Raw genomic sequence first — 4193 nt, forward strand, 5'->3', positions numbered from 1 at the left:
TGGCCGCCTCCGAGCTGCTGTGCCAGCTGCTGGACGCGGCGGCGCACGCGGGCGCCGAGCCCGCCTCGGAGGCGTTCCTCACCCCGCTGCCGATGAACCCGGCGTTCGCGGTCGCCGAGCGGGCGTCGGGGTCGTGGCGGCCGACCGGGCGGCTGCACGACAGCCCGCGCGCCGCCCGCGACTCGCTCGCCCTGTACTTCCGGCACGTGGTCCCCGCCGTGGAGGACCCCGCCGAGGGCGAGCGCGCGGAGTACGCCGCCGCGGCCGACCTGATGACCGACGGCACCCGCCGCAACGGCATCGAGGTCGTCGGACGGCGGTTCCGGATCGTCCGGATCGAGCGCATCACCCTCATGGGCCCGGACGGCCCCGAGCCGCCCCGCCCGACCGACCTCGACATCCTCTAGGCTGCGTTTCGAAGTCCCGGCCCACTTCGCTCGCCTAACGGCTCGCTCCGTGACCGCGCCTGGGCGAACGCGGCATCGCTCCGCGATCTGCCCGGTTCCGTTCGCCTCCGGCTTCGCTCCACCGTGCAGGTCACGCGTTCGCGCGCGGCTGGGGCGGCCACTTCGAGACAGGCCCTAGCCGCGGTAGCCGGGCGGCGCCACGCGGAACGGCCCGTTCCCCGCTCGGGTCGAGCGGGGAACGGGCCGTGGAGTGCCGGGGTGGCGGGTGGTCAGGAGTCGCCGTAGACCGGGCGGTGCTCCTGGACGCTGTCGACCAGCTGCTCGGCGAGCTCCTCCACGTCGAGGCGCTTCTCGATCTGGCGGAGGTCGTCGATCTTGGCGCGGGTCTCGGCGCGGCGCGGGGCGAGCATGGTGCAGCAGTCCTCGTCCGGCAGCTCGGAGATCGACAGCGTCCGGATCCGCCGGGCCTGGTCCATGATCTCGGTCTTGTCCATGCCGACCAGCGGACGCAGGATGGGCAGCTCGACCGCGTCGTCCAGGGCGGTGATGTTGGCGAGGGTCTGGCTGGAGACCTGGCCCAGCGCGTCCCCGGTGATCAGGGCCGCGCCGCGCATCCGGTGCGCCAGCAGCTCGCCGGTGCGCAGCATCAGGCGGCGCTGGGCGATCACGGCGAGCCGGTCCGCGCCGGACGACTTGATCTGCTGCTGGGCCTTGCCGAACGGCACCACGAACAGCCGGGACCCGCCCTGGTACTTGTCCAGCTCGCGGACCAGCGCGTACGCCTTGTAGATCGACTCCGGGCCGGTGAACGGCATGCCGGAGAAGTGCAGGTAGTCGACCCGCAGGCCGCGCCGCATCATGCGGTAGGCGGCGACGGGCGAGTCGATGCCGCCGGACATCAGCACCAGCGCGCGGCCGCTCATCCCGACCGGCAGGCCGCCCGCGCCGGGCACGCCGCCGGAGAAGACGAACGCCTCGTCCCGGTCGATCTCGATGGAGACCGTGATGTCGGGGTTCTTCAGCTTGACCGGGTTGCCGTAGACGTCGTTGATCTTGCCGCCGACCTGCCGGTCCAGCTCGGTGGAGGTCAGCGGGAAGCGCTTGTCGCGGCGCTTGGACCGGACCGCGAAGCTGCCCTCGCGCCCGGCCATCAGCTCCAGCGCGGCGCGCTCGACGCTCTCGACGTCCTTGCCGACCCGCCAGGCGCGGTGCACCCAGACGATGCCCATGACGTCGGAGATCCGCTGGACCAGCCGGTCCACCAGCTCGACGTGGGCGTCCTTGGTGCGGACGATGAACACGCCGTGGCGGCGGATCACGTCCACCTTCGCGATCGGGCGCACGGCCGTGCGGACGTTGTCGGCGAGCCGCTTCTCGAACAGCTCCCGGTTCTTGCCCTTGAGGACGACCTCGCCCAGCTTCAGCAGCGCGCACGGTTCGCCGTCGACCGGCGACTGCTCCCGGACGGCGACGGACGGCGCCTCGAGCGTGGACATGCGGCTTCCTCCTGGGACGGCATACGGGGTGAAGGGGCGAACGTCTAAGTGTGGCCCACGAACGGCAACGCCGCGACCGCCGATTCTCTTCCCGGCCCCCCGAGGACCGCGCCGCCGGGCTTCCGCGGCCGCCGGGAACGCCCGCGGCCGCCGGGATCGGGGCCGGACGGCAGGACGCCCCGGGCCGCGGGCGGTCCGGGGCGTCCTGGACAGTCTGATCAGCCGAAGAAGACCTCGGCCTCGGTGTACCGCTCCAGCGGGACGGTCTTCAGCTCGGCGGTCGCCTCGTCCAGCCCGACCCGGACGATGTCGGTGCCGCGCAGCGCGACCATCTTGCCGAAGTCGCCCTCCCGGACGGCGTCGATGGCCTGGAGCCCGAACCGGGTGGCGAGGACCCGGTCGAACGCGGTCGGGGTGCCGCCGCGCTGGATGTGGCCGAGCACGGTGGCGCGGGCCTCCTTGCCGGTGCGCCGCTCGATCTCGTCGGCGAGGGTCTGGCCGATGCCGCCGAGCCGGACGTGCCCGAAGGCGTCCTTCTCGCCGGTCTGCAGCTCCATCTGGCCCTCCTTGGGGTGGGCCCCCTCGGAGACGACGATGATCGGCGCGTACCGGGTCTTGAACCGGGACTCGACCCAGGCGACGACCTCGTCGATGTCGAACGGCTTCTCCGGGATGAGGATCACGTTCGCGCCCGCGGCCATGCCCGCGTGCAGCGCGATCCAGCCCGCGTGCCGGCCCATGACCTCGCAGATCAGCGCGCGGTGGTGGCTCTCCGCGGTGGTGTGCAGCCGGTCGATGGCCTCGGTGGCGATGTTCACCGCGGTGTCGAAGCCGAAGGTGTAGTCGGTGGCGTTCAGGTCGTTGTCGATCGTCTTCGGGACGCCGACGACATTCACCCCGTGCTCGTACAGCCGGCTCGCGACGCCGAGGGTGTCCTCGCCGCCGATCGCGATCAGGGCGTCCACGCCGAGCCCGGCCAGGTTGTCCTGGATCCGCTCGATGCCGCCCTCGACCTTGATCGGGTTGGTCCGGGACGAGCCGAGGATCGTGCCGCCGCGGGGCAGGATGCCGCGGACCGCCTCGACGTCGAGGGCCATGGTGTCGCCTTCGAGCGGGCCGCGCCAGCCGGCCCGGAAGCCGACGAACTCGTAGCCGAACTCCTTGACGCCCTTGCGCACCACGGCGCGGATCACGGCGTTCAGGCCGGGGCAGTCGCCGCCCCCGGTCAGCACTCCGACGCGCATTCCCTCACCTTCCGACAGGACTCTCCGCTGGTCTCGACCGTCAGCCTAGTGCGCGGCCGCGCCGCGATCCGGCATTCGGATTGGTCTAGACCATAGCGTGTCCGGTTCGTCCGGCCCGCACCGGCCGGGCGGGTCCGGATCCGGCGGCCCGCCGGCCGTCCGCCGGGCCGGTCCGGCCCGCCGACCTGGGATCCCGCCGAACCGGGAGGTTCAGGACTCGCGGTCCAGGCCCTTCTCTATCGCGTAGCGGACGAGTTCGACCCGGTTGTGCAGCTGGAGCTTCCCGAGCGTGTTCTGCACGTGGTTCTGGACCGTCCGGTGCGACAGGACGAGCCGCTCGGCGATCTGCTTGTAGGTGAGGCCCTTGGCGACCAGCCGCAGCACCTCGGTCTCGCGCTCGGTGAGGCGCGGGGCGCCGTCCTGCTCGTCCGGACGGGCCGGAGCCGCCGCCAGCCGCCGGTACTCGCCGAGGACGAGCCCCGCCAGGCCGGGCGTGAACACCGCGTCGCCGTCGCCGGCCGTCCGGACGGCGGCGAGGAACTCCTCGCGGGCGGCGGACTTCAGCAGGTAGCCGGTCGCGCCCGCCTTCACCGCCTCCAGGACGTCCTGCTGCTCGCCGCTCGCCGACAGCACCAGCACCCGGACGGGCGGGTCGGCCGCGACCAGGCCGCGCGTCACCTCCACGCCGCTGATGTCGGGCAGCTGGAGGTCGACCACGGCGACCTCCGGGCGGACGGCGGGCGCCACGCGCAGCGCGGTCCGTCCGTCCCCGGCCGTGGCGACCACCTCGTGCCCGGCCTCGGCCAGGTCGCGGGCCACGGCGTCACGCCACATCGGGTGGTCGTCCACCACCATCACGCGCAGGGATCGGGTGCTCTCGTCGCTCACACGCCAACCCTACGGCCGCACCCGGCCGAAATCTCCGTGTTACGGGTGTGATGCCACAGGCAGGGCATATCGGTTGATAACACCCTCCATCGAGCATCCGCGGAGATGCCCATGGCGCGAGCCCCGGCGCGCGGTCGTCCGCCCGGGCGGAGCGGGAC

The 4193-nt window shown here is 72.8% G+C and carries 4 protein-coding genes; 1 reads left to right on the forward strand and 3 read right to left on the reverse strand.

Going from position 1 to position 4193, the window contains the following annotated elements:
* Window positions 1-407 (forward strand): DUF5954 family protein (locus AB0J52_RS29980; protein ID WP_500185996.1); only part of this gene is annotated, 407 nt, incomplete at its 5' end.
* A 269-nt stretch (window positions 408-676) separates the two neighbouring features.
* On the opposite strand, the gene thiI is transcribed toward AB0J52_RS29980, so the two are convergent.
* The 3 genes from thiI to AB0J52_RS29995 form a co-directional block, all read right to left on the reverse strand.
* A complete protein-coding gene (gene thiI, locus AB0J52_RS29985; protein WP_500185997.1) occupies window positions 677-1903 on the reverse strand; it encodes a tRNA uracil 4-sulfurtransferase ThiI in 1227 nt (408 codons plus the stop codon).
* Window positions 1904-2121: 218 nt separating this feature from the next.
* Window positions 2122-3147, reverse strand: coding sequence for a 6-phosphofructokinase (locus AB0J52_RS29990; protein WP_500185998.1), 1026 nt, complete (start codon window positions 3145-3147; stop codon window positions 2122-2124).
* A 210-nt stretch (window positions 3148-3357) separates the two neighbouring features.
* A complete protein-coding gene (locus tag AB0J52_RS29995) occupies window positions 3358-4002 on the reverse strand; it encodes a response regulator (RefSeq protein WP_500185999.1) in 645 nt (214 codons plus the stop codon).
* Window positions 4003-4193: the final 191 nt, after the last annotated feature.

Origin of the sequence: Spirillospora sp. NPDC049652, assembly GCF_040675125.1 — a bacterium.
Lineage (GTDB): Bacteria > Actinomycetota > Actinomycetes > Streptosporangiales > Streptosporangiaceae > Spirillospora.

Coding starts and splice junctions, on each gene's coding strand:
- thiI (WP_500185997.1), bottom strand. CDS start 1,903: ATGTCCACGCTCGAGGCGCCGTCCGTCGCCGTCCGGGAGCAGTCGCCG.
- AB0J52_RS29990 (WP_500185998.1), bottom strand. CDS start 3,147: ATGCGCGTCGGAGTGCTGACCGGGGGCGGCGACTGCCCCGGCCTGAAC.
- AB0J52_RS29995 (WP_500185999.1), bottom strand. CDS start 4,002: ATGGTGGTGGACGACCACCCGATGTGGCGTGACGCCGTGGCCCGCGAC.